The sequence below is a fragment of the Vibrio sp. 10N.222.55.C6 genome (assembly GCF_041473395.1).
GTDB classification, from domain to species: Bacteria; Pseudomonadota; Gammaproteobacteria; order Enterobacterales; family Vibrionaceae; genus Vibrio; species Vibrio crassostreae_C.
In genome coordinates this window covers 1-420 of sequence record NZ_JBFRSD010000220.1, presented here as the reverse complement: position 1 = coordinate 420, position 420 = coordinate 1, and the positions used below count along the sequence as shown (strand labels likewise).

Here is a 420-nt window from a genome sequence, read left to right as displayed (position 1 = left end):
GAATTACGTGATTGGATTGAAACCAATGTCACCTTCCCATGCACCATGGTTGACCGTATCGTACCCGCAGCAACAGAAGAAACACTGACAGAAATTGCAGAACTGCTTGGTTGTGAAGACCCATGTGGCATCGCCTGTGAACCCTTCCGCCAATGGGTGATTGAAGATAACTTTGTGGCAGGTCGTCCAGATTGGAATGTCGCTGGCGCAGAGTTCGTAGAAGATGTAGTGCCTTACGAAGAGATGAAACTGCGCATGCTCAATGGCAGTCACTCTTTCCTTGCTTACCTTGGATACCTTGGTGGCTACGACCATATTTCCGACACTATGACGGATGCTGGCTACCGAAAAGCCGCTTTTGACATGATGATGAAATCACAGGCACCTTCGTTAACGATGCCTGAAGGGACTGATTTAGAA

Annotated in this window: 1 pseudogene; it reads left to right on the top strand. The window is 48.1% G+C overall.

What is annotated here, in order from left to right:
- Positions 1 to 420 (top strand): annotated as a pseudogene (locus tag AB4486_RS23335) (fructuronate reductase); the annotation flags it as partial.